Below are 22,641 nucleotides of genomic sequence, written 5' to 3'. Positions count from 1 at the left end.
GGCGGGCACTTCAGGGACATGCCCCGCACTCCGTCCGAAACCCGGCCCTCACGCCAAAGGGCGGTGGCCCGGAGCGAGTTCGCTCCGGGCCACCGCCCCTGTCTGCCGGGCCCGCGTCACACGCTTCCGGTCAGCTGCCGCTCTTCGGCTGAGTGAGGTCGTAGAAGGTGGCCGAACCAGCCGTCACCTTCTTGAAGTTGGCCGTGACCCACGAACTGATCTGCGAGGAGGTGGAGGTGGTGCCGGAGGCCGAACCGCCGCCCGTGCCGCCCCCCATGCCGCCGCCCGAGATGAAGTAGTGGATCTTCCCGTCCGTCACGTACTTCTTGAACTGGGCCAGGGTCGGGGACGGGTCGGTGCCGTTGAAGCCGCCGATCGCCATCACCGGCTTTCCGGTGGCCAGTTGGTAGCTCGCGGAGTTCTGGGAGCCGATCGCGGCGGCCGCCCAGGTGTAGTCCCCCGCGTTCTTCGACAGCAGCGCCTTGGCCGCGGAGCCGACGGACGCGCCGTTCAGCAGTCCTCCGGCACCTCCGCCACCGCCGGGCATACCGCCCTCACCCGTACCGCCGCCGGGCATGCCGCCCTGCTGTCCGTTCTGGGTGCCGCCGTTGCCCTGCTGGTTCTGGCCGGGGAAGCCACCGGTACCGCCGGTCGGCGGCTGGCCCGTGCCACCGCCGGGCATGCCGCCCTGCTGGTTCCCGCCCTGGGTACCGCCGTTGCCCTGCTGGTTCTGGCCGCCGCCGGGGAAACCGCCCCGCGTGCCTCCGCCGCCACCGGGACCGCCGCCCCGGCCGCCCATCATGCTCGCCCCGGCCGGACCGGCCGTCACGATGGAGCCGGTGTGCCCGGTGTCCACCGTGGAGAGCGTGTACGCCGTCGGACCCGCGAGCGCGGCCACGAAGCTCAGCCCGGCCGCCGCGAGGGCGAGCTGCCTGCCCAGCCTGGCCGCGAAGATCAGCCCGAGCGCGCCGGCCAGACCACCGACGAGGACCAGCCACTTGAGCCAGGGCAGATAGTCGGGCGTGCGGTTGAGGAGGACGTATCCCCAGGCCGCGGTGGCGGTGACCGAACCGGCGAGGGTGAGCGACGCCCACACCTTGCCACGCTCCTGCCACAGCGCCGTCGCGCCCATGCCGACCACGGCGGCGATGTAGGGGGCCAGTGCCACCGTGTAGTACTGGTGGAAGATGCCGGCCATGTAGCTGAAGACCAGCGCGGTCATGAGCAGCGCGCCGCCCCAGGCGAGGAACGAGGCACGGACCAGGTCGGTCCGCTTCGCCTTGCGGGTGAGGACGATGCCGGCCACCAGCAGGATCAGGGCCGCCGGGAGCAGCCAGGAGACCTGGCTGCCGATCTCGGAGTTGAACATCCGGTTCCAGCCGGTCTCACCCCACATCCCGGTGCCACCGCCGCCGCCCCCGCCGCCGACACTGCCGGTCTCGTCGCCGTTGATCCGCCCGAGGCCGTTGTAGCCGAAGGTCAGCTCCAGGAAGGAGTTGTTCTGCGAGCCGCCGATGTACGGGCGGGAGGACGCGGGCCACAGTTCGACGATCGCGACCCACCAGCCGCCCGCGACCACCATCGCGGCCGCCGAGAGGCCGAGCTGCGCGAACCGCTTGCGCACGGTCACCGGCGCGCAGACCGCGTAGAGCACGGCCAGCGGCGGCAGGATCAGGAAGGCCTGGAGCGTCTTGGCGAGGAAGGCGAGACCGACCGCGGCACCCGCCCACAGGAGCCACTTCGTGCGGCCGTCCTCCAGGCCGCGGATCACGCAGTAGACCGTGACGGTCATGAGCAGCGCGAGCATCGCGTCCGGGTTGTTGAACCGGAACATCAGCGCGGCGACCGGGGTGAGCGCGAGCACCGCGCCGGCGATCAGACCGGCCGAGGCGCTGAACCGGCGGCGTACGGCCGCGTACAGGACGCCGACCGTGGCCACGCCCATCAGCACCTCGGGGACGAGGATCGCCCAGGAGCTGAGCCCGAAGACGCGTACCGACAGGGCCATCGGCCACAGCGAGGCCGGGGGCTTGTCGACGGTGATGGCGTTGGCCGAGTCGAGCGAGCCGAAGAAGAAGGCCTTCCAGCTCTGGCTGCCGGCCTGCACGGCCGCGGAGTAGAAGGAGTTGGCGTACCCGGAGGCGCTCAGGCCGTACAGGTACAGCGCCGCGGTGGCGAGCAGCAGGCCGAGAAGGGCGGGGCGCGCCCAGCGCGGGTCCTCGGGCCGGCCTCTCCGGACGCGCCGGAGGAAGGGCCGCTCGGGCTCACCGGGCCCGGGGGCGGCCGTGGCGGGCGGGGCGTGTTCCGGGGGAGGCGTCGAGGCGGCCGGCCCCCAGGCAGGACCGCGACCGGCGCTCGTACCGGAACCGGTTCCCGTGCTCATGTCCGTGCTCTTACCGGCAGTGGTACCGGTACCGGCGCTCGTATCGGGCTGTGTCGTCATCGCGCGTTCCTCGGATCGTGGTCGTGCGGGCGCACCGCCTGCAACTGCATGGTCGAATCCCGCCAGGAGCGGTCCACGGCGTCGTCGGCGCGGTAGGGGTCTGTGTCGTACGAAGACGAAGAAGAAGGGGCCGAAGACGGGGACGGGGCCGGAGATGCCGGGCGCTGGGGCAGCGGCGGAAAGCCGTCCGCGCCCTGCCGTGCGGCCGCCGGGTGGAACTGCCGGTCCGGCCCGCCCTGCCGGCGCGAGGCCACCACCGGGGACGGCGTCGGCGTCCCGCCCCGCCGGTCGGGGAAGACCCAGGCGCGGAAGAGCAGGAAGCGCAGCACGGTCGCCGCGAGGTTGGCGGCGATGAGCACCGCCAGTTCGGTGGAGTGCGAGGGGTCGCTCGTCGCGGCGGTGAGGGCGGCGAGGGAGCCGCTGGTCAGGGCGAGGCCTATGCCGAAGACGACCAGGCCCTGCGCCTGGTGCCGGACGGCGCCGCCCCGGCCGCGTACGCCGAAGGTGAGCCGCCGGTTGGCCGCCGTGTTGGCGACGGCCGACACGAGCAGCGCGAGCGCGTTGGCGACCTGTGCTCCGGAGAAGGACCGGAAGCCGCTGTAGAGCAGCAGGTAGAAGAGGGTGGACAGGCCGCCCACGACACAGAATCCGACGAGCTGGCGGGCCAGGCCCTTGGGTACGTCGGTCAGTTCGCGGTCGCGCGGGTCGTCCCCGAAGGGCCGGGCGAGCCGGTCGAGCGACAGCGAGCCGGTGGCGAGGGCGCGGCCCACCCGCCACACGCCCTTGAGGTCGTCCGTCGCGGTCTTCACGATGTGGACGGTCGAGTCCGGATCGTCGACCCAGTCGACCGGAATCTCGTGGATGCGCAGTCCGGCCCGCTCGGCCAGCACCAGCATCTCGGTGTCGAAGAACCAGCCGGTGTCCTCGACCAGGGGCAGCAGCTCCTGGGCGACATCACGGCGGATCGCCTTGAAGCCGCACTGCGCGTCCGAGAAGCGGGCCTGGAGCGAACCGCGCAGGATCAGGTTGTACGTACGGCTGATGAACTCCCGCTTGGCGCCCCGCACCACCCGTGATGAGCGGGACAGCCGCGAGCCGATCGCGAGGTCCGAGTGACCGGAGATCAGCGGGGCCACCAGCGGGAGCAGCGCGTTCAGGTCGGTGGACAGATCCACGTCCATGTAGGCGAGGACCGGGGCGTCGGACGCCGACCACACGGTGCGCAGCGCCCTGCCGCGGCCCTTCTGCTCCAGCCGGAAGGACCTGACCTCCGGGATCTGCGCCGCCAGCCGCGCCGCCACCAGGGGGGTGGTGTCCGTGGACGCGTTGTCCGCCACCGTGATGCGGAACGCGTACGGGAACGTGCGCTTGAGGTGCTCGTGCAGTCTGAGCACACATGGCTGGAGGTCCTTCTCCTCGTTGTAGACGGGGATCACTACGTCCAGGACAGCCGTACCGGCGTCTGTGGCCGGGAGGTGCTCCCGCGCCGGCAGATTGCCGGGAGAAGAGTCGGTTCGCATGGGAACGACTCTCGTCAAGCCCCCTGTCGCACCCATGTGGTGGCGCTGTGCTGTGCCTGTGAGTGCGATTGCCAGGAGGTTTCGGGCGCGATCGCGGGGAGATGCAGGGTGAACACGGTCCTGCCGGGGACGCTGTCCACGGTCACGGCGCCCCCGTGCGCGGCCGCCACGGCCTGCACGATGGCGAGTCCGAGACCGGTCGATCCGGAGGATCGTGAGCGCGAGGAGTCGCCTCGCGCGAACCGTTCGAAGACGCGTGGCAGCAGAGCGGCCGGGATGCCGGGGCCGTCGTCCTGGACGTCCACGCACAGCCACGGTCCTTGCCGGTGCACCCGCGCGGTGACGGTCGTCCCCGGCGGGGTGTGCGTGCGGGCGTTGGCGAAGAGATTGACCATGACCTGTTGCAGGCGCGCGGCGTCCGCCGACACCAGCGCGGGCTCCTCGGGCAGTTCGAGCCGCCAGTTGTGGGTACGCCCGGCGGCCCGCGCGTCGCTCACGGCGTCGATCACGAGGGGTACGAGGTCGGTCTGCTCGTGCTGGAGCGGCCGGCCGGCGTCGAGCCGGGCGAGCAGCAGCAGATCCTCCACGAGCAGCGTCATCCGGCCGGCCTCGGACTCGATCCGCCCGAGCGCGTGCCGGGTGTCGGGCCCGGTCTCCTCACGGCCGCGTCTGGTCAGCTCGGCGTACCCGCGGATGGAGGCCAGCGGGGTGCGCAGTTCATGACTGGCGTCCGCGACGAACTGCCGTACGCGCATCTCGCTCTGCTGCCGTGCGTGCAGCGCGCCGTGGATGTGGTCGAGCATGCGGTTCAGAGCCGCCCCGACCTGCCCGACCTCGGTGTGCGGATCGGACTCCGACTCCGGAACCCGCTCGTAGAGGGTGACCTCCCCGGTGTGCAGAGGGAGTTCGGAAACCCGGGTGGCGGTCGCGGCGACCTTGCGCAGGGGGCGCAGGGCGAGCGTCACGATCGCCGCGCCGGCGAGGGAGGCCGCCACCAGACCGGCGCCGGTGACGCTGATCTCGACGTAGATCAGGGTGGTGAGGGTATTGGTGACGTCCTCGGTCGGGAGCGCCACGTAGAAGGCGCCGTTCCTGCCGTCCTGGTACTGCACGCGGTACTCACCCCGGCCGGGGATGTTCACGGTGTGCGGGCGCTCGTCCTTCGGGACGGAGGCGAGGGCGGCGAGCTCGCCGGTGTCGAGCTTGACCGGGGTGGGCTGCTTGACCCCGTGGGAGTCCTTCTTCCCCACGCTGACCGTGCCCTTGGTGACCTCGCCGTTCTTCACGACCGCGCCGATGGCACCCATGGCCTGCCCCCGGAGGACGAATTCCAGGGGATCCTTGCCGATGACGGCATCGCTCGGGGGGTGCGCGGACCCGCCGCCCGCGGGACCGCCCACCGGGCCGCCCGCGGGACCGCCCACCGCGCGCATCGCCACGTCGGCCACGCTGTTGTCCAGTTGGGTGTACAGATGCTCGCGCAACGCGATCGTGGTCACGGTGCCGATCACCGCGCACACGACGGCGATCAGCGTCACGGACCCGACGACGAGCCGCGTCCGCAGGGTCCGCGGCTGTCCCGCTCGTCTCTTCTGCGCTCGCGGCCGTCGTCGTCCGCTCATGACGTGGCGGGCTTGATCAGATATCCGGCCCCACGCCGGGTGTGGATCATCGGCTCGCGCCCTGCGTCGAGCTTGCGGCGCAGATACGAGATGTAGAGCTCGACCACATTGGCCTGGCCACCGAAGTCGTACGACCACACACGGTCGAGGATCTGCGCCTTGCTCAGCACCCGGCGCGGGTTGCGCATCAGGAAGCGCAGCAGCTCGAACTCGGTCGCGGTGAGGTGGATGTTGTCCCCGCCGCGCGACACCTCGTGGCTGTCCTCGTCCAGGGTGAGGTCCCCGACGACGAGCACGGATTCGGACCGCCGGTCCGCCGCGCCGGAACGCCGGATCAGACCGCGCAGCCGGGCCACGACCTCCTCCAGGCTGAACGGCTTGGTGACATAGTCGTCGCCGCCTGCGGTGAGGCCCGCGATCCGGTCCTCGACCGCGTCCTTCGCCGTCAGGAACAGGACCGGGACGTCGGGCAGCTCCCGGCGGAGCCGGCCGAGCACCGTCAGCCCGTCCATGTCGGGCAGCATCATGTCGAGCACCACGGCGTCGGGCCGGAACTCGCGCGCGGTCTGCACCGCACCCGTCCCGTCACCCGCGCTGCGGATCTGCCATCCTTCGTAGCGAAGGGCCATGGACAGCAGCTCGGTGATCGACAGTTCGTCGTCCACCACAAGCACCCGGACGGGGCTCCCGTCCGGCCTCAGCAGTTCGGTGCGCCCCTGGGGCGAGGTCGTGGTCATAGCGGACACCTTGGTGGGCCCCGCTGAGAGCACCCTTTCGGCAACCTGTGATTTTCCTGAGAAACGCACAGGCGCCTCTCAGGAAACTCCTGGGTACCCCCTTGCCGGTGCCGTCGGGAGCCCGAAGAGGCGGGCGCCGTTTCCGAAGCAGACCGCCCGGAGCCAGTCGTCGCCCAGACCGAGCCGTTCCAGCGCGCGCAGCTGATGGACGTACGGGTACGGGATGTTCGGGAAGTCGGTGCCGAGGAGCACCCGGTCCCCGAGGTCCGCGACGCGCGGCAGCAGTCCGGGCGGGAACGGCGCGAGCCGCTCGCTGAAGTCGGTGAACGCCATGGTCGTGTCGAGTCGCACCTCCTCGTACCGCTCGGCGAGGCCGAGGAAGTCCTCGTACTCGGGCATCCCCATGTGGGCGAAGACGAACCGCAGCCGGGGATGCCGGCGCAGGACGGCGGCGGCCGGTCCAGGGCCGGTGAACTTGCCGGGCGAGGGCCCCGAACCGCAGTGGATCACCACGGGGATGCCCGCCTCGGCGATCAACCCCCAGGCCCGGTCGAGGAGTTCGTCCCCCGGGTCGTACGCCCCCACCTGCACATGAGCCTTGAAGACACGCGTGCCCGCCTCCACCGCCTCGCGCACGTACCGCTCTGCGCCCGGCTCGGGGAACAGGGTCGAGGTGTGCAGGCAGTCCGGGGTCCGGCGGGCGAAGTCGACGGCCCAGGAGTTGAGCCACTCGGCCATGCCGGCCTTGTGCGGGTAGAGCATCGCCGTGAAGGCGCGCACCCCGAACTCGCGGATCAGTGCCAGCCGTTCGTCCTCGTCCGCGCGATAGGCGATCGGCCACTCGATGCCGCCGGTGAGCTCACCGAGTCCGTCGAAGTAGTCCCACACCTTGCGCAGCACCCGTTCGGGCATGAAGTGCGTGTGGACGTCGACGAGTCCGGGCAGCCCGAGCCCCTCCCAGAAGCCCCGCACCTCCCGCGCCTCGCCCCGCACCTCCGGCACGTCACCCCGCACTTCCGGCTCCGCGCCCCGCTGCTCCGGCTCCGCGCCCGGCCGCTCAAGGCCTCCCGCGCCCTCGCGCTCAACCGTCGGCATGCTCGAACCCGTGGCTCCGCTCGACCTTGGCGATGTGCAGCGTGTACCGCTCGTACCACTCGGCCCGGCCGCGCCGCTGTGCCGACCGGTGCTCGGCATGCGCGCCCCACTCCTTGATGGCGTCCTCGTCCCGGAAGTATCCGACGGTGATGGCCAGTCCGCCCGGTGTCCGGGCGTAGTCCATCCCCAGATAGCCCGGGATCTCCTTGACCAGCTCGTCCATGCGCTCGGCGGTCTCCCCGTACCCGCCGTCACCCTCCGTCCTCATGGAGGTGAACACGGCGGCGTAGTAGGGAGGCTCGAAGGCCGCGACGGGCGCGGGAGAGTGATCGCTCATGTCCGCCACTCTCCTGGCGGACGTCACCCGTCGTCCAGCACCTTTCCGAACGGGATCCGAAAGGGATCGAATTCTTTGCCCTCCCACCCGACGGCCCGCGCTTCCCCGCCCGCCCCCAACAGCCCCCTTCCTCTCCCCTCCCCTCTCCCCTCCTGTCAGAAGAGACCGTCCTGGACACCTGCGTCCGGGGCGGGCCCGGGCAACTCCTTTACGGGAAAGGTGATTCCGGAGCCCCCGACCGCGTCCGCGTCCCCGGCTCCGGTCAGGTCCCACCCCGTCATCAGCCGGGTGTCGAGGACGACGACTCCGAGCCCGGTGAGGAGATGGAGATCGGGACCCGCGGCACCGTACAGCTCACCGCTGACCGCCCCTCCGGCGGCAAGTTCGCGCACGACCCCCCGTGCGGGCGGGAGCCCCTCGAGTCCGAACAGGTCCGTGTGATCGACGGGCTCGAAGGGGGCGCGTCCGAGCGACTCCGGCCAGCCGTCGAGCTCCCCGGCCCGCGCGTGCAGCTCCCGGATCTCGGCGAGGCGTTCCCCGGCCCCCGGCAGCACCGCACGCACCGCCCGCTTGTCGGCGTACGGAATCCGGTCCGGCACTCCGAGCGCGGCCCGGAGCAGTTCCTCGGTCCGCCGCGCGGCCATCAACGGCCCCTGCCCCAGCCAGCTGAAGGTGACCGCGCCCTGCTCCAGGAGGCGCGCGGAACCCCGCTCCACCCGCGTGATCCCCACCTTGACCAGGCCGGGCCCGAACCACGCGAGATACACGCGGTACGGCCGCGGATCGTCGGCCAGCGTGTCGGCGGCCACGGAGTGCGCCCGGTCCAGCCGCGCGCACTCCTCGCACCGCGCCCCCGTACCGCGCGGCGACACGACGGCCCGCACGGGACACGCGTTCCCCCGAGCTCCCACGCAGGTCCGTACACCCCCGTCCACCACACCGAACGCGACCCGCCGCCCGGGAGACAGCGGGCTCGTCCGCCCCCCGCCCCACACGAGCACGGGCCCGTCCCCCGACCACCGCAACCCCGAACACGTCCACACCCGCCGCACACAACGACAGTAGAGGCTCCCGCTGACAGGCACCCTGACCAGCGGGAACACTCACGGACTCACGGACTGACGGACTCACGTCGTGGGAGTGGGCGGGGGCCGGTTCCCCTCGCCGCGTGTCCGCCCTACCGCACCCGTCGGCTACCTGGCGGGGCTGATGCGGACGATGCGGTGGACGGGGGTCATGACGACCGAGAGCTTGACGGGGGCGCCGTGTTCCCAGGTCAGGGTGACAACGGCCTCGACGGCGCCGCCCTTGCTCCGCGACTTCTCCGTCACCGTCCAGCGGGCGGGGATGCTCTGGGCGCGCAGGACACCGTCCGCGTGGTTCTCGCGCTCCCAGGCCACCAGCCGCCTGCTGAACGCGGGGTCCAGGTAGTGGGAGCGCAGGGTGTTCATCAGCTTGAGGCCGGGGTCGGCATCGGTCTGGGCGTCGATGTAGGCGCCGTAGAAGTCGGCGATGCCGGTCAGCGCGTCGCCGGTCCTACCGCTCACCGTCCGCGCCTGGGCCGCGGCCGCCAGCGGAGCGCGGTGCGGCGCGGCGGGCTGGGAGGCGTGCGCCGAGACCCCGAGGCCGAGGCCCAGCGTGAGGCCGGCGGTGATGGCCGCGATACGGCGGAGGCTGCGGCGTCCGGACGTGTTGCCGTGCATGGTGTGTCCCTCGTTCCTGATCGGTGGACGTCGTCGCACGGACCTTCCGAACGCCCCGTCGAGGGTGCGTCCGGGCAGGGATGTCCCCGTGGACGAGCCGGTGGTGTGGAGCCGCTCCCCTGAACGGGCCGGCCGGTGGGGCCGTACCGCTGGGGGCGACACCAAGAGCGTCAGGGGAACTGGGGGACCGCCGCAATCACCGCCGTCCGATCCGCAACGGTGGAACCGTCCCAGGGCTGTTGACGTGCAGAGAGATGGAGTACCTGGGATGCCGTTCCGGGACGGGACGGCGGAGCGCGAGCGGAGGGGGCACGGGCCATGACCGCGGCCGACGAGGACGTGACGAGGTTCGCGGAGCTGCTGGCGCGGCTCAAGGCCCGTACTGATCGCAGCTACGCGGGTCTCGCCCGGCGCCTGGACATGAACGCCTCCACGCTGCACCGCTATTGCGCGGGCGAGACGGTGCCGCTGGACTTCGCCGTGGTGGAGCGGTTCGCCGCGCTGTGCGGAGCCTCGCCGCGGGAGCGCGTGGAGTTGCACCGCCTGTGGATCCTGGCGGTCGCGGAGCGACGGCGGAACCGGCCGGCCGCCACCCCGCCTCGTCGGACGTCCACGGGTGAACCGGGCACCCCGGAACACGTGGCGAAGGAGCCCGACTCGTCCGCGAGCGAACCGGACCTCCCCGCACACGACGCGAAGGAACCCGGGTCGTCCGCGAGCGAACCGGACGTTCCTGCACACAGCGCGAAGGATCCCGGCGGGACTCCGGAACCGGGGAACACACCCGCGCCCCTCGCGGCACCGGCTCCCCCGGCATCGGCCATCCCCCTCGCGACACCCGCACGGGGCGCGTCACCCGCACCGAGCCCACCCGGTACACGGACCACGTCACCCGGACCGGACGCGGCGAACACGGCACCCGCACCTCTCACATCGCCCGGGACCTCCGGTGGGCGGGCGGCCTCCCGTGCCTGGTACCGGCGCCGTCCGACCGTCGTGGGCTCGGTGCTGGGCACCGTGTTCCTCCTGACCGCCGCGGGGCTCTCGGCGTTCTCGGCGTTGCCAGGGTTCCCGGACGCACTCTCCCAGGGCTCGTCCGGCGGCTCGGCCTCACCGCACCACGGCCCGTCGGCCTCACCCTCCGGCTCCCCGGGACGGCCGTCCGCGCCGGCCGTCCCGTTCACCTGGACCGTGAACTCCCATGTATGGGAAGGGGACTGCGGCCACGACTACATCATCGGCAAGCCCCCGAGGCAGGTCCCGCCGCCGCCGTCCGCCGAGGACGCCGAGGTGTGGGCGAACGCCCAGGACGCGGTGCACGGCGGGGAGACGATCGTGCGGCTGTCGGTGCAGGGGCGCACGTCGGCCGCCGTCGTCCTGGAGTCCCTGCACGTCCGGGTCGTGCGCCGCGCCGCGCCCCCGGACGGCGGAGCCTTCGTCTACGACACGTCCCTGGGCTGCGGCGGGGGCATCACGCCCCGGTCCTTCGCGGTGAATCTGGACAAGCACACCCCGGTGGCCCGGGCGATGCCCGGAAGCAGGGGCGACACGATCCTGCCGGCGCAGCATCTCCCGTACCGGGTCTCCGTGGAGGACCCGGAGGTCCTGATGGTCACGGCACGGACCGAGGGCTGCGCGTGCGACTGGTACCTCGACCTCGACTGGTCCTCACAGGGCAGCACCGGCACCATCAGGATCGACGACCACGGCCAGCCCTTCCGCACCGCCGGAATCGCCGGGCTCCCGCACTATCGGTACGCCGGTTCGCCCGGGCGCTGGGTCCCCGGGCCCCCACGAGACTGAGCCCGTCGGCCCCGGACACCGCCCCCGAACCGATCACGGTCCCGGAGGTGTTGATGTAACCCGCTCATGTCAAAGGCCCCGCCGGTTCAACCGGCGGGGCCTTTGATCTGTGTGCACTCGGCAGGATTCGAACCTGCAACCTTCTGATCCGTAGTCAGATGCTCTATCCGTTAAGCTACGAGTGCTTGTTCTGTTTTTTGCTGCTGTCTTCGCTCCCCGGGCTTTTGCCCCGCTCGCGGCGACAGGAAGAACATTACATGACTGCCGCCGCCATGTGAAATCCATTCGGCTCACCCCTTGTGAGCTGGGAAAATGTGTTTCTGGGCGCTCGGGGGCGGCGTCGACGCCGATGCGGTCGGCGGGTCTCGTGGACCTCGGGAACGCCGAAACCCCGGTCCAGTGGACCGGGGTTTCGGATCTTCGCGCGGAGGCGGAGGGATTTGAACCCTCGATGGGCTTGAAGGCCCAAACCGCATTAGCAGTGCGGCGCCATAGACCGGACTAGGCGACGCCTCCCGCACAACCGCTCGCACGAGCGCGAGTGGTGCGTGCAGATGATGACACAGTCGAGCGCCGTGTCACCAATCGCCCCCCACGGTACTAGGCGGATACACCGCACTGCAAAGCCCCGACGTGCGCGCAACCGGGTGGGTCGCCCGGCGTTAGGCAGGTCATGCTGCGCCGACTGCTCCTCACCGCCGCCGTGTCCGCCACCGCCGCGCTCTCCTGGGTGCCCGGCGCCACCGCCGGCACCGTCTCCGACGCCCCCGGGACCGCCCCCGTACCCATGGAGTCCCAATCCGGACCCTCCGGCCCGCTCACCGTGTTCACCGGCTTCGCCGGCGGACCGCCGTCGCTGTTCTCCGCCGGGCCGTCGAGGGCCGCGGCACGGGCCGCCGCCGTCGCGTACGGGCTCGCCCTGCCTGCCCTCATGCCTCCGCCGGCCCGTCCGGAGGACTCCTCCGACCGGCTGACCGTGACCGTCGACGGCGTGGGCGGCGGCGCGGACGGGACGTTCGAGCTGGAGTGCCACCCCGCGGGAGGCACGCATCCGCGCGCCGCGGAGGCCTGCGACCGCCTGGACCGGATGACCACCTGGGGCAAGGACACCTTCGCCCCGGTGCCGCCGGACGCCCTGTGCACGATGGAGTACGGAGGCCCGGCGACCGCGCACGTCACGGGAAACTGGGCGGGACGCCCCGTGGACGCGCGCTACGACCGCTCGAACGGGTGCGAGATCTCGCGCTGGAACGCGCTGATGCCCGTACTGCCGGGCACCCTCCTATAGCGCAGACGGGGCGAGGACACGGCGAAGTCACGGTGATCTCACGGTGCTCTCACGGTTCCGTACGGTGAAATGCGTGGTCACAGGTTCTCCGCCGGTTCTGCGTCTCATATGTGTGCGACCTCCCTCTCATCCGGCATCGCGAGCGCAACCTCTGCCCGTAGACTCCCTCGCGTGACACGCTGCGGGCCGGTTGGCAAGATGACCTCCGCGGTCGGCAAGGTGCGGTAACAGGGAGGAAGCGTCTCGTGAGCAGCAGGCCATCCCGAGGCGCTGCTCGCCTCGCAGCCATACTGGACGCGCTGCCCGATGCGCTGGTCCTGGTCAACGCCAACGGGACCGTCGTCAACGCCAACACGATCGCCCTGGAGGCCTTCGAGACCCCGGGCACGGCTCTGGTGGGCCGCGGGCTGCTCGACCTGCTTCCCGAGTTCGACTCCCGGCTGATCCCCGGCTCCATGCGGCGCCCCGACACGACCGACGAGCGCGGGCGCACCAAGCCGACCCGGATGATCGCGCGGCGGACCGACGGCACGGAGTTCCCGGTCGAGGTCACCAGCGCGAACCTGGAGAGCGGCCAGCAGGCCTACGACAACTACGGCCCGACCCCCGACGAGCTGCTCATGCTCGTCGTACGCGACCTCTCGGGCACCGTCGACACCGAGGCCGAGCTCGCGCGTTCGCAGCGCCAGACCGAGATGATCCTGCGCGCGGCGGCCGAGGGTGTCGTCGGGACGGACACCGAGGGGCGGGTCGTTCTCGTCAACCCCGCCGCGGCCCAGATCCTCGGATACCGGGCCAGCGATCTCGGCGGCAAGGACCTGCACGCCCTGATCCTGCACTCGCGGGCGGACGGCGAGGACTTCCCCTACGAGGAGTCCCCCCTCGCGGACACCCTGCGCTCCGGGCGCAAGCACCGGGTGCGCGGGCAGGTGCTGTGGTCGAAGTCCGGGGCCAAGGTGCCGGTCGACCTGACGACCTCTCCGGTGCGCGACGGGGAACAGCTCGTCGGCGCCGTCATGACCTTCACCGACCGGCGGCCCTACGACACCCTCGTCGAGGAGAAGGAAGCCGCCGCCACCCGGCACACCGAGGAGCTGGAGCGGCTCGACGAGGAGCACACCGCCGAGCTGGAGAAGCTGCGTGAGCGGCACACCGCCGAGCTCACCGGACTGACCGAGGGGCACGAGGAGGAACTCGCCGCCGGCGAGGACCGGTACGCGGCGCTCGGCGAACGGGAGAAGGACCGCTTCGAGGCGCTGGCCGCCCGGCACGAGCAGCTGCTCGCCGTCCTCGGCCACTCGCTGCGCGGCCCCCTCGACCAGCTGCGCGGTGAACTCGCCAAGCTCGCCGCCGACGACGCGGGGCAGCTGTGGCCGGAGGCCAACCAGGTTCTCCACCACCTCGCGGCCGGGTACTCGCGCATCACGACGCTCGTCGACAACGTCCTCGGCTACCAGCGCCTGGACGCGGGCGTCGAGACGATCTTCCGTACGAACGTCATGCTCGACGCCGTGGTCGCGGCCGGTGTCGAGGGGGCCATCGACCTGATCGGGCCCGGCCGCGTGCAGTTCGCCGTGCACGCGCCACCCATCGAGGCCGAGGTCGACCCGCAGCGTCTCGCGCGTGCCCTCGCCCATCTCGTCGCGGACGTCGCGGGAGTCGACGCGACCGGCAACGCGCCGGTGTCGGCGGGCGGTTACATGGACAACACGGTCGTCGTGGCGGCGGCACAGCGCGGCGAGGTCGTCCGTATCGAGGTGCGCGGGCCGTACGCCGGGGGAGACCCGGTGCACGAGCCGATCGTCCGCGGGATCGTGCGGGCGCACGGCGGTGTGCTCCAGACGCACGAGGTGCCGGGGATGAGCGGCAGCGCGTACGTCCTGGAGGTGCCCATCGGCGGCGGGGCGGGCGCGGTTCCGTTCGACGCCGTGGCGCCCGTCGGCGCCGAGATCGCCCTTCCCGAGCAGTCCCCGCAGCAGAGCGGTGGCCGGCGACGGGCCCGGCGGTCCTCCACGGACGCCTTCCTGGAGAGCGAGGAGTCGGGGGAGAGCGGTCCGCAGCCCGTCGAGGCGGCAGGCGCGAACCCTCCCACCGGGCGCCGTCGCAGGCGTGCCGCGGAGGACCCGTCGGCGGGCGAGCCGGCCCCCGGGCAGGAGCAGCAGGTCGAGGGTTCCGAGGACGGTTCCGGCGGCACCGGACGACGCCGGGGCCGGCCGAGTCCCGCCGACGGCACGGGTGACGCGGTCGCCGAGGGCGCGGTCGTGATGGCGGGCGAGCACGGCGCGGGAACCGCGGCCGTGGGATCCGGACTGGGTGGGACGGTGCCTCCGCAGGGGGTGCCGGTACCGGTGCCCTCCGGACGGCGCGCGCGGCGTGACGGCGAGCAGAACGCGCTGCCCGCGGCACTGCCGGCGGCGCCCGCCGCGACGGCGCAGGACGACGGTGCCGACGAGGACGACGGCACAACCGACGAGGCGGGCCGGCCGGGCGAGCGGCGCCACCGTGCGCTCGCGGCGGCGGCCGAACGCGCCGCCGAGCAGGAGACGGGCGCCCGTACGGTGTTCGCGCTGCCTCCGGCGGAGGCGGACCGCTCGCCGGAGTACATCCAGGCCGAGGCGCAGGTCCAGGCCGCACAGGCGCAGGCGGCGCAGGACCAGGCCGCACAGGTCCGGGCCGCACAGGCAGAGGCGGCCCAGGCGGCGCAGGCTCAGGTTCAGGCCCAGGTCGCGCTGGCCCAGCAGGCCGACGGCCGCCATGACGCGATGCGGCACGACCCCGACGACGATCACACCCCGCCGCAGCCGCACCCCGTCTCCGCCCCGACGGGCCGCCGACGCGCCCGTCAGCTCGCGGAACCGGTGCCCGCGGCGGCAGCCGGAATCCCCGCGCAGGCCCTCCCCGCACAGGGCGCTCCCGGACAGCCGGTACCCGCACAGGGTCTCCCCGGACGGCCGGTGCCCGCGCAAGGCCTGCCCGCACAGCCGGTACCCGCGCTCGGGCAGACGGTTCCGGCACAGGGGCTTCCGCAGGGGCTTCCCGCGCAGGTCGTCCCCGCCGCCGGCCAGCCGGCTCTCCCCGCTCTGCCCGCCGCCCCGGCGGCCCGGACCTGGCCCGACGCGAACACGACCACCGGTACGGGCACCGCGGTGCCCTCCGGCGCCGGTGCGCAGCCCGCGCTCCCGGCGGCCCGGCCGGCCCCCGCCGCGCTCCCCCCGGAGCGCCCGGCCGCGCGGGTCGCCCAGCCGCTGCCCGCCGAGGCGACGCCCTCGTCCGCGCAGGCCGATTCCAACTCGACGCAGGGCCGTGCCATAAGCGTGCGCACCCTCGGCCAGGGCGTCCCGTTCGCCCGTCAGGTCGCGGCGGCCCATCCGGGAAGCGGCGTCCAGGCCCAGACTCCTCCCCCGCACGGAACGAACGGCGGAGGCCGCCGCCGCAAGCTCGGCACTCCGCCCGAGCCCGCGGCCGAACGCCCGGAGACGGCCGCGCGCGCCCTCGTGGGGGGTGCCAAGACCGGTGCCGGAGCCAGGCGGCCCGGCACCACCGAAGGCGCCGGACGGTCCTACGCCATAGGAGCGCCGGACGAGAACGCCGCCGAGGGGCCCGAGCCGCTCGACGGTCCCGGCGGTGCCGTCGAGGTCGCCGACCAGCCTCAGCCCCGGCCCGTGGACGACGAACTGCCCCCGGAGCCGCTGGACAACCCGCGGCGGCTGCTCGTGTGGCCGGCGCCCGACGCCGGCACCCAGCAGGCGCTGAGCGACCGCGGCTACCGGCCGGTCATCGTGAACTCGCGCGAGGAGGTGGACGCGCAGATCGCCGCGTTCCCCGCCGCCCTGTTCGTCGACCCGCTGACCGGTCCGATCACCCGTACGGCGCTCCAGTCGCTGCGTCAGGCGGCCGTCGCGGCCGAGGTTCCCGTCCTGGTGACGGCCGGGCTCGGACAGGCGACGCGCGAGGAGGCGTACGGCGCCGACCCTGCCGTACTCCTGAAGGCGCTCGCGCCGCGCGACTCGGAGCAGCACCCGCCGCGCGTGCTGCTCATCGAGGAGCACGCGGAGATCGCGCTCGCGCTGACGGCGACGCTGGAGCGGCGCGGGATGCAGGTCGCGCGCGCCTCGACGGACGAGGACGCGGTCACCCTGGCCTCGCAGATGCGGCCGAACCTCGTGGTGATGGACCTGTTGCAGGTACGGCGCCGACGGGCCGGGATCGTCGACTGGCTGCGTGCGAACGGGCAGTTGAACCGCACACCGCTCGTCGTCTACACCGCCGCCGTCGACGCTGCCGGACTGCCGCGGCTGGCCGCGGGGGAGTCGGTCCTGTTCCTCGCCGAACGCTCGACGAGTGACGAGGTCCAGGAGCGGATCGTCGACCTCCTGGCCCGCATCGGCACCAACTAGAGCCTGTCCCAGGGCCGTACGCCGTCCGTCCCGCCAGGGCCGCACGCCGTCCGTCCCACGCTTCGTGGCGCCCCGCCCTTACGTCCGGCCCCGCGCGCCATGCGTCCGGGCCGTACGTCCGGTCGTACAACCTTGTCCGTACGCCCGTACGTCCGTGAAGCGCGCGCCCATGCGTCCGGGCCGTACGACCTTGTCCGTACGTCCGTGAAGCGCGCGTCCGTGAAGCGCGCGTGAGCCGGGCGGGGCGCTCTGGGGCACCCCGCCCGGCTCACATGTGATGTCCGCGCGCCGGAAGGCGTCAGAGCTTGGTCACGTCCAGGCCGCCCTCGGCGTACCGCCTGCGGATGACCTTCTTGTCGAACTTGCCGACGCTCGTCTTCGGGACGGCCTCCACGATCGACCAGCGCTCGGGAAGCTGCCACTTGGCGATCTTGCCCTCGGTGGCGAGGAAGGCGCGCAGCGACTCGAAGTCGGCGGCGGAGCCCTCCTTCAGGACGACGGTGGCCAGCGGGCGCTCGCCCCACTTCTCGTCCGGGACGGCCACGACCGCGGCCTCGGTCACGTCCGGGTGGGACATGAGCGCGTTCTCCAGGTCGACCGAGGAGATCCACTCGCCGCCCGACTTGATGACGTCCTTGGCACGGTCGGTGAGGGTCAGGAAGCCGTCGGGGCTGATCGTGCCGACGTCACCGGTCTTGAGCCAGCCGTCCTCGCTGAACTTGTCGGAGGGGCGCAGCGGTTCCCCGTCGTTGCCGCCGTAGTAGGCACCGGCGATCCACGGGCCCCTGACCTCCAGCTCGCCGGCGGACTCGCCGTCCCACGGGAGCCGTTCGCCGCCGGGACCGGTGAGGCGGGCCTCGACGCTCGCCGGGAAGCGGCCCTGGGTGAGGCGGTAGGCGAACTCCTCGTCCGTGCCGGACGCGTGGGCCGGCGGGCGGGCGATGGTGCCGAGCGGGGAGGTCTCGGTCATGCCCCAGGCGTGACAGACGCGCATGCCCAGGTCGTCGAAGGCGGTCATGAGCGAGGACGGGCAGGCCGAACCGCCGATCGTCACCTGGGTGAGGGAGGAGACGTCGCGGGGCCTGGCGGTCAGCTCGGTGAGCAGTCCCTGCCAGATCGTGGGGACGGCGGCGGCGTGCGTGGGCCGCTCGCTCTCGATCATCTCGGCGAGCGGCGCGGGCTGGAGGAAGCGGTCCGGCATCAGCATGCCGACGCCGGACATGAAGGTCGCGTGCGGCAGGCCCCAGGCGTTGACGTGGAACTGCGGGACCACGACGAGGGTCGTGTCATGGTCGGTGAGGCCCATCGACTGGGCCATGTTCACCTGCATGGAGTGCAGGTAGATCGAACGGTGGGAGTACACGACACCCTTGGGGTCCCCGGTGGTCCCGGAGGTGTAGCACATGGCCGCGGCCTGGCGTTCGTCGATCTCCGGCCAGTCGTAGGCGGCCGGCTTCCCGGCGATGAGCTCCTCGTACTCGTGGACCCGCACACCCGCGCCGTCGAGCAGCGCGCGGTCGCCGGGACCCGAGACGACCACGTGCTCGACCGTCGGCAGCTGGGGGAGGAGCGGGGCGAGCAGCGGAAGCAGCGAGCCGTTGGCGATGATCACGCGGTCGGCCGCGTGGTTGACGATGAAGACGAGCTGCTCGGCCGGGAGGCGGAGGTTCAGGGTGTGCAGCACGGCGCCCATGGAGGGGATCGCGTAGTACGCCTCGACGTGCTCGGCGTTGTTCCACATCAGGGTCGCGACCCGCTCGTCGCCCGTCACCCCGAGGTCGTCGCGCAGGGCGTGGGCCAGCTGGTTCGCGCGCACGCCCGCCTCACGGAAGCTGCGGCGGTGCGGTTCGCCCTCGCCCGTCCAGGTCGTGATCTGCGACTCTCCGTGCACCAGCGCCCCGTGCTCCAGAATGCGGGTCACAGTCAGCGGTACGTCCTGCATCGTGCTCAGCACGGCGTCCTCCCGGGGGCGACATTGCCTACGCGGTAGTAATGGGTTGCGCTGATTCTGCGCACATACCGCTTGGTATGTCACTAGGTCCCGGAATGATCGATCACCTCAGGGCACGCTCGGACGCCGGTCGGGGGCCCTCCCGGCGGACGGGGACCAGCTCGGGGTCCTCGCGCAGTTTGCCCAGCGCCCGGGAGACCGCGGACTTGACCGTGCCAACGGAGACCCCGAGGATCTCCGCCGTCTGCGCCTCGCTCAGATCCTCGTAGTAGCGCAGCACCACCATCGCCCGCTGCCGCGCCGGCAGTTTCGTGATCGCCCGCCACATCGCGTCGTGCAGTGCCTGCTGCTCGGCCGGGTCGGCGGCGGGTGTCCCCTCCGGCTCCGGCAGTTCCTCGCAGACGAACTCGTCGACCTTGCGCTTGCGCCACTGCGACGTCCGCGTGTTCAGCAGAGCGCGCCGCACATAGCCGTCCAGCGCCCGGTGGTCCTCGATCCGGTCCCAGGCGACGTACGTCTTCGTCAGTGCCGTCTGGAGCAGGTCCTCCGCGTCGCTCGGGTTCGCGGTGAGCGACCGGGCGGTACGCAGCAGCACCGGCTGGCGCGCCTTCACGTACGACGAGAACGACGGGTACGACAGGGTCCGTGCCGCCCCGGTGGCGGCGTCCGAGGCGCTCGTGCAGACGAGTGTGGTCATGGCTCCACGCTAGGTTCGCCCCCTCGTCCGGCGGATCGGCCGCAGGTCCCGAAGCCATGTCCGCCTCAGGTTGTAGAACCGGGGCCGGCCTCACCTCCTGAAGGTGGACACGCGGGTGACACCGTCTGAGGGTTCACCCCTGAGAGACGGCCTCCGGTCGCGGTTCCCGTCCGGTGGGTGGGTCGGGGCCGTGCCGGTGCATCAGCCCGTCGCCGTTGGGTGAGGGGTGAGCGTCGGTGGCGACGGGCATCGATGTACCGGCACGTCCCCTTCCGCCGGATCCCGGCTGCGGGTGGGTCCTGCCCCGGCGGCGGCAGTCTCAGGCGTCGGCCCCGAGGATCAGGCCGGATGTCGGGACCCCGGTTCCCGCGGTCACCAGGACGCGGGAGGCGCCCGGTATCTGGTTCACGGACGTGCCCCGCAGCTGCCGTACGCCCTCCGCTATCCCGTTCATCCCGTGCAGATACGCCTCCCCGAGCTGCCCCCCGTGCGTGTTCAGCGGCAGCCGCTCCTCGGCGACGAAGTCCGCGGCCTCCCCGGGCTTGCAGAAGCCGAACTCCTCCAGCTGCATCAGCACGAACGGCGTGAAGTGGTCGTAGAGGATCCCCACGTCGATGTCCGACGGGCTCATCCCCGCCGTCCGCCACAGCTGCCGGGCCACCACGCCCATCTCCGGGAGGCCGGTCAGGTCGTCCCGGTAGAAGCTGGTCATCTGCTCCTGCGCGCGGCCCGCGCCCTGGGCGGCGGCCGTGACCACCGCCGAAGGGTGCGGCAGATCGCGGGCCCGCTCCACGGAGGTGACCACGAGCGCCTGGCCGCCGTCGGTCTCCTGACAGCAGTCCAGCAGCCGCAGCGGCTCCACGATCCACCGCGACGCCGCGTGATCGGCGAGCGTGATCGGTCTGCCGTGGAAGTACGCGGCCGGGTTCGTCGCCGCGTACTTCCGGTCCACCACCGCGACATGGCCGAACGCCTCGGGCGTCAGTCCATGGGTGTGCAGATACCGCCGGGCCGCCATCGCCACCCAGGAGGCCGGGGTGAGCAGCCCGAACGGCAGGGCCCAGCCCAGCGCCACGCCCTCCGCCGACGGCTCACGGCGCTGCACGCCCGAGCCGAACCTGCGGCCCGACCGCTCGTTGAACGCCCGGTAGCAGACGACGACTTCGGCCACTCCGGTGGCGACGGCGAGCGCCGCCTGCTGGACGGTCGCACACGCCGCCCCGCCGCCGTAGTGGACACGCGAGAAGAACGACAGCTCCCCCATCCCGGCCGCCTGGGCGACGGTGATCTCCGGGCTCGTGTCCATCGTGAACGTCACCAGCCCGTCCACGTCGCCCGGCGTCAGCCCCGCGTCGTCGAGCGCGGCCCGCACCGCCTCCACCGCGAGCCGCAGCTCGCTGCGCCCGGAGTCCTTGGAGAACTCGGTGGCCCCGATGCCGACGATCGCCGCCCGTCCGCCGAGACCGTCCCGCCCGCGTACGCTCACGCGGCACCGCCCGTGGACGGCGCGCCGGCGACGGAGGGAACCGTCACCGTCACGGTGCCCATGACATGGCGGCCGATGCGGTTGGCGCCGAGAATCCGCACCGTCGCCGTGTCGCCGTCGACCTCCTCGACGGATCCGGTCAACACCATGGTGTCTCCGGGGTGGTTGGGGGCGCCCAGCCGGATCGCGACCCGCCGCAGCACCGCGGCCGGGCCGAAGTGGTCGGTCACATACCGTCCGACCAGGCCGTTGGTCGTCAGGATGTTCATGAAGATGTCCGGCGACCCCTTCGCCCGCGCCAGGTCCGCGTCGTGATGCACGTCCTGGTAGTCCCGCGACGCGATCGCCCCGGCCACGATCAGTGTGCGGGTGATCTCGATCTCCAGCGGCGCCAGCACCTCGCCCACCCTCATGTCCCCACCTTCCCGTCCGCGATCAACTCCCCCAGCTCCTGGAGCAGTTCACCCCCGCAGCCCAGATACGCCTCCAGCTGCCGGCCCCACAGGAAATGCCGGTGCACGGGATGCCCGAGGTCGGCGCCCGCCCCGCCGTGCAGATGCTGGCCGGTGTGCACCACCCGCCGACCCGCCTCGGACGCCCACCAGGCGGCCGTGAGGGCGTGCGTCGCGTACGGCAGCCCCTGGTCGCGCCGCCACGCCGCCTCGTAGGCCGTCACCCGTATCGCCTCGGTGTCCATGTACGCGTCGGCGGCCCGCAGTTGGACGCCCTGGCGGGTGGCGAGCGGCCGCCCGAACTGCTCGCGCGTGTTCGTGTGCTCCACCGCCCGCGCCAGCGACCCCGCGCACACCCCCACCTGGAGCCCGGCGAAGGCGGTACGGGCCGTCGCCACCAGGTCGTCGTACGCCCCGGCGCCGCCCAGGGCCTCGCCCGGCGTCGCGGCCAGCGTCAGCCGCCCCGCCGACCAGGGTGCCGTCAGCTCGACGGGCTCACTCGCGGCCGCCTCCACCGCGCGGACCAGCCAGAGCCGCCGCCGGTCGTCGGCGACGAGCACATGGGTGGCGTCCCGCAGCCATGGCACGACGGGCAGGACACCGGTCAACTCCCCGGAAACCGAGGGGGATACGGAGGCCGAAGGGGATACGGGAGCCCGTACGGAAGCAGAGGCTGAAGGGGATACGGGAGCAGGCACGGAAGCGGAGGCCGAAGGGGATACGGGAGCCGGCACGGAAGCGGATATCGCGTCCGGCGTCGCTATCGCGCCGGTCACCACCACCGTCCCTTCGGCGATCCCCGGCAGCAGCCGCTCGCGCTGCTCCGGCGAACCGTGTGCCGCGACCGCGAGCAGTCCGTACACACAGCTCGCGGCGAACGGCACCTGCGCCGTGACGCGGCCCTGCTCCTCCAGCAACAGGACGAGCCCGAGGAGCCCGGTGTCCGCGATCGCCCCCACCAGCCCCGCGGCACACAGTTCCTTCCACAGTCCGGCGTCGCTGCCCGTCCCGGCGGCGGTGAGCCGTTCGTGGGTGGAGAGGTCGCCGAAGATCCGCGCGGCGAGGTCCGCGGCCGCCGCCTGCTCCTCGGTGGGCTGGAAATCCATGTCA

The 22,641-nt window shown here is 72.4% G+C and carries 16 protein-coding genes and 2 tRNA genes; 3 read left to right on the top strand and 15 right to left on the bottom strand.

The annotated features are described in order from the left end of the window. Positions 1 to 130: 130 nt before the first annotated feature. From ABZV42_RS06585 to ABZV42_RS06550, 8 genes are all read right to left on the bottom strand, one after another. Positions 131 to 2,383 (bottom strand): glycosyltransferase family 39 protein, encoded by a 2,253-nt coding sequence (locus tag ABZV42_RS06585; RefSeq protein ID WP_355984122.1) that lies wholly within the window; start codon positions 2,381 to 2,383, stop codon positions 131 to 133. Positions 2,384 to 2,439: 56 nt separating this feature from the next. Then, positions 2,440 to 3,963 (bottom strand): bifunctional glycosyltransferase family 2/GtrA family protein, encoded by a 1,524-nt coding sequence (locus tag ABZV42_RS06580; RefSeq protein ID WP_355984123.1) that lies wholly within the window; start codon positions 3,961 to 3,963, stop codon positions 2,440 to 2,442. A gap of 14 nt (positions 3,964 to 3,977) precedes the next feature. Continuing rightward, on the bottom strand, positions 3,978 to 5,585 hold the full coding sequence (locus ABZV42_RS06575; protein WP_356051020.1) for a HAMP domain-containing sensor histidine kinase: 1,608 nt from the start codon (positions 5,583 to 5,585) through the stop codon (positions 3,978 to 3,980). After that, the gene (locus ABZV42_RS06570) at positions 5,582 to 6,322 is read right to left on the bottom strand and encodes a response regulator transcription factor (RefSeq protein WP_355984125.1); all 741 of its coding nucleotides are present in this window, start codon (positions 6,320 to 6,322) and stop codon (positions 5,582 to 5,584) included. The genes ABZV42_RS06575 and ABZV42_RS06570 overlap by 4 nt, the downstream gene beginning before the upstream one ends. A 78-nt stretch (positions 6,323 to 6,400) precedes the next feature. Then, positions 6,401 to 7,417, bottom strand: coding sequence for an amidohydrolase family protein (locus tag ABZV42_RS06565; protein WP_356051019.1), 1,017 nt, complete (start codon positions 7,415 to 7,417; stop codon positions 6,401 to 6,403). After that, positions 7,404 to 7,754, bottom strand: a complete 351-nt coding sequence (locus ABZV42_RS06560) for an antibiotic biosynthesis monooxygenase (RefSeq protein ID WP_355984127.1) — start codon at positions 7,752 to 7,754, stop codon at positions 7,404 to 7,406. The genes ABZV42_RS06565 and ABZV42_RS06560 overlap by 14 nt, the downstream gene beginning before the upstream one ends. A 155-nt stretch (positions 7,755 to 7,909) precedes the next feature. Beyond that, positions 7,910 to 8,806, bottom strand: a complete 897-nt coding sequence (locus ABZV42_RS06555; protein ID WP_356051018.1) for a DUF2797 domain-containing protein — start codon at positions 8,804 to 8,806, stop codon at positions 7,910 to 7,912. A gap of 141 nt (positions 8,807 to 8,947) precedes the next feature. Beyond that, positions 8,948 to 9,457, bottom strand: coding sequence for a hypothetical protein (locus ABZV42_RS06550; protein WP_356051017.1), 510 nt, complete (start codon positions 9,455 to 9,457; stop codon positions 8,948 to 8,950). 318 nt (positions 9,458 to 9,775) lie between these two features. Between ABZV42_RS06550 and ABZV42_RS06545 the strand changes: the two genes are divergently transcribed. After that, the gene (locus ABZV42_RS06545; RefSeq protein ID WP_356051016.1) at positions 9,776 to 11,260 is read left to right on the top strand and encodes a helix-turn-helix domain-containing protein; all 1,485 of its coding nucleotides are present in this window, start codon (positions 9,776 to 9,778) and stop codon (positions 11,258 to 11,260) included. Between the two features lie 112 nt (positions 11,261 to 11,372). Here the strand turns inward: ABZV42_RS06545 and ABZV42_RS06540 are convergent. Beyond that, a tRNA-Arg gene (locus tag ABZV42_RS06540) sits at positions 11,373 to 11,445 on the bottom strand. A gap of 240 nt (positions 11,446 to 11,685) precedes the next feature. After that, a tRNA-Ser gene (locus ABZV42_RS06535) sits at positions 11,686 to 11,776 on the bottom strand. A gap of 157 nt (positions 11,777 to 11,933) precedes the next feature. Between ABZV42_RS06535 and ABZV42_RS06530 the strand changes: the two genes are divergently transcribed. Together ABZV42_RS06530 and ABZV42_RS06525 are read left to right on the top strand one after the other, a co-directional pair. Next, entirely contained in the window at positions 11,934 to 12,548 is a 615-nt protein-coding gene (locus ABZV42_RS06530) for an SSI family serine proteinase inhibitor (protein ID WP_356051015.1), read from the top strand. 245 nt (positions 12,549 to 12,793) lie between these two features. Continuing rightward, positions 12,794 to 16,945, top strand: a complete 4,152-nt coding sequence (locus ABZV42_RS06525; protein WP_356051014.1) for a PAS domain-containing protein — start codon at positions 12,794 to 12,796, stop codon at positions 16,943 to 16,945. Positions 16,946 to 17,243: 298 nt separating this feature from the next. Here ABZV42_RS06525 and ABZV42_RS06520 read toward each other — a convergent pair whose 3' ends face one another. The 5 genes from ABZV42_RS06520 to ABZV42_RS06500 all read right to left on the bottom strand — a co-directional run bounded on the left by ABZV42_RS06520 (position 17,244) and on the right by ABZV42_RS06500 (position 22,637). After that, a complete protein-coding gene (locus ABZV42_RS06520; RefSeq protein WP_356051058.1) occupies positions 17,244 to 18,887 on the bottom strand; it encodes a long-chain fatty acid--CoA ligase in 1,644 nt (547 codons plus the stop codon). 112 nt (positions 18,888 to 18,999) lie between these two features. Beyond that, complete coding sequence (locus ABZV42_RS06515; RefSeq protein WP_355984133.1) at positions 19,000 to 19,593, bottom strand: SigE family RNA polymerase sigma factor; 594 nt, start codon at positions 19,591 to 19,593, stop codon at positions 19,000 to 19,002. A gap of 319 nt (positions 19,594 to 19,912) precedes the next feature. Further along, positions 19,913 to 21,079 (bottom strand): lipid-transfer protein, encoded by a 1,167-nt coding sequence (locus tag ABZV42_RS06510; protein WP_355983472.1) that lies wholly within the window; start codon positions 21,077 to 21,079, stop codon positions 19,913 to 19,915. Further along, positions 21,076 to 21,492, bottom strand: a complete 417-nt coding sequence (locus ABZV42_RS06505) for a MaoC family dehydratase (RefSeq protein ID WP_355983473.1) — start codon at positions 21,490 to 21,492, stop codon at positions 21,076 to 21,078. Before ABZV42_RS06505 ends, ABZV42_RS06510 begins: the two co-directional genes overlap by 4 nt. Continuing rightward, positions 21,489 to 22,637 (bottom strand): acyl-CoA dehydrogenase family protein, encoded by a 1,149-nt coding sequence (locus ABZV42_RS06500; protein ID WP_355983474.1) that lies wholly within the window; start codon positions 22,635 to 22,637, stop codon positions 21,489 to 21,491. The genes ABZV42_RS06505 and ABZV42_RS06500 overlap by 4 nt, the downstream gene beginning before the upstream one ends. Positions 22,638 to 22,641: the final 4 nt, after the last annotated feature.

The sequence above is a fragment of the Streptomyces sp. NPDC005281 genome, assembly GCF_040607495.1.
Lineage (GTDB): Bacteria > Actinomycetota > Actinomycetes > Streptomycetales > Streptomycetaceae > Streptomyces.
The sequence above is the reverse complement of the archived record's forward strand: the minus strand, read 5'-3'. Positions and strand labels throughout refer to the sequence as shown.

Coding starts and splice junctions, on each gene's coding strand:
- ABZV42_RS06530 (WP_356051015.1), top strand. CDS start 11,934: ATGCTGCGCCGACTGCTCCTCACCGCCGCCGTGTCCGCCACCGCCGCG.
- ABZV42_RS06565 (WP_356051019.1), bottom strand. CDS start 7,417: ATGCCGACGGTTGAGCGCGAGGGCGCGGGAGGCCTTGAGCGGCCGGGC.
- ABZV42_RS06500 (WP_355983474.1), bottom strand. CDS start 22,637: ATGGATTTCCAGCCCACCGAGGAGCAGGCGGCGGCCGCGGACCTCGCC.
- ABZV42_RS06580 (WP_355984123.1), bottom strand. CDS start 3,963: ATGCGAACCGACTCTTCTCCCGGCAATCTGCCGGCGCGGGAGCACCTC.
- ABZV42_RS06570 (WP_355984125.1), bottom strand. CDS start 6,322: ATGACCACGACCTCGCCCCAGGGGCGCACCGAACTGCTGAGGCCGGAC.
- ABZV42_RS06575 (WP_356051020.1), bottom strand. CDS start 5,585: ATGAGCGGACGACGACGGCCGCGAGCGCAGAAGAGACGAGCGGGACAG.
- ABZV42_RS06505 (WP_355983473.1), bottom strand. CDS start 21,492: ATGAGGGTGGGCGAGGTGCTGGCGCCGCTGGAGATCGAGATCACCCGC.
- ABZV42_RS06520 (WP_356051058.1), bottom strand. CDS start 18,887: ATGCAGGACGTACCGCTGACTGTGACCCGCATTCTGGAGCACGGGGCG.
- ABZV42_RS06515 (WP_355984133.1), bottom strand. CDS start 19,593: ATGACCACACTCGTCTGCACGAGCGCCTCGGACGCCGCCACCGGGGCG.
- ABZV42_RS06560 (WP_355984127.1), bottom strand. CDS start 7,754: ATGAGCGATCACTCTCCCGCGCCCGTCGCGGCCTTCGAGCCTCCCTAC.
- ABZV42_RS06550 (WP_356051017.1), bottom strand. CDS start 9,457: ATGCACGGCAACACGTCCGGACGCCGCAGCCTCCGCCGTATCGCGGCC.
- ABZV42_RS06545 (WP_356051016.1), top strand. CDS start 9,776: ATGACCGCGGCCGACGAGGACGTGACGAGGTTCGCGGAGCTGCTGGCG.
- ABZV42_RS06585 (WP_355984122.1), bottom strand. CDS start 2,383: ATGAGCACGGGAACCGGTTCCGGTACGAGCGCCGGTCGCGGTCCTGCC.